Raw genomic sequence first — 665 nt, 5'->3', positions numbered from 1 at the left:
CGGTGAAAGACTGGTTCGCTGACCAGAGCAACTGGATCGAACTGATCACCTTCGCCAGCGGCGTGAAGTGGACGGCCGATCAGCTGATGCAACAGGGCGTGCCGCTGGTGGGCACGGAACTGGGCGACACCTTGCGCGGCGGCAACGTCAACGACTGGATGCTGGGCAACGGCGGCAACGACTCCTTGTATGGTGGCCTTGGTAATGATCTGATCGAAGGCGGGGCGGGCGACGACGGCCTGTTTGGCGAAGACGGCAACGATACGCTGCGCGGCGGGATCGGCAACGATCTGCTGAACGGAGGCAACGGCGCCGACTTGCTGGAAGGCGGCGACGGTAACGACACTCTGGTGGGCAGCGAGGGCGGCTACTGGCGCGAAGAAGGCGATACCCTGCGTGGCGGCGCCGGCAACGACCTGATGTCGGTTTCGTCCACCACTTGGAACAATGTGTTCGAAGGCGGCACCGGCAACGACACCATGACCGGCGGTTACGCGCGCGACCTGTATCTGTTCAACCTGGGCGACGGTCAGGACCTGGTCATCGACAAGGGCGATCCGAACCGGCCGGCCAGCGATTACCGCGACGAGATCCGCTTCGGCGCCGACATCAAGGAAACCGACATCCAGGTGCTGCGCAGCGGCAACGACATGGTGTTCCGCCAC

General features: G+C 63.9%; 1 protein-coding gene. It reads left to right on the top strand.

Annotation, left to right across the window (positions count from 1 at the left end):
• Positions 1–665 (top strand): calcium-binding protein (locus MOV80_RS23280; protein WP_275975398.1); only part of this gene is annotated, 665 nt, incomplete at both ends.

Source organism: Chromobacterium sp. IRSSSOUMB001 (assembly GCF_023507765.1).
Taxonomy (GTDB): Bacteria; Pseudomonadota; Gammaproteobacteria; order Burkholderiales; family Chromobacteriaceae; genus Chromobacterium; species Chromobacterium haemolyticum.
Note: the sequence above shows the minus strand (reverse complement) of the source record. Positions and strands in the feature narration are given on the sequence as shown.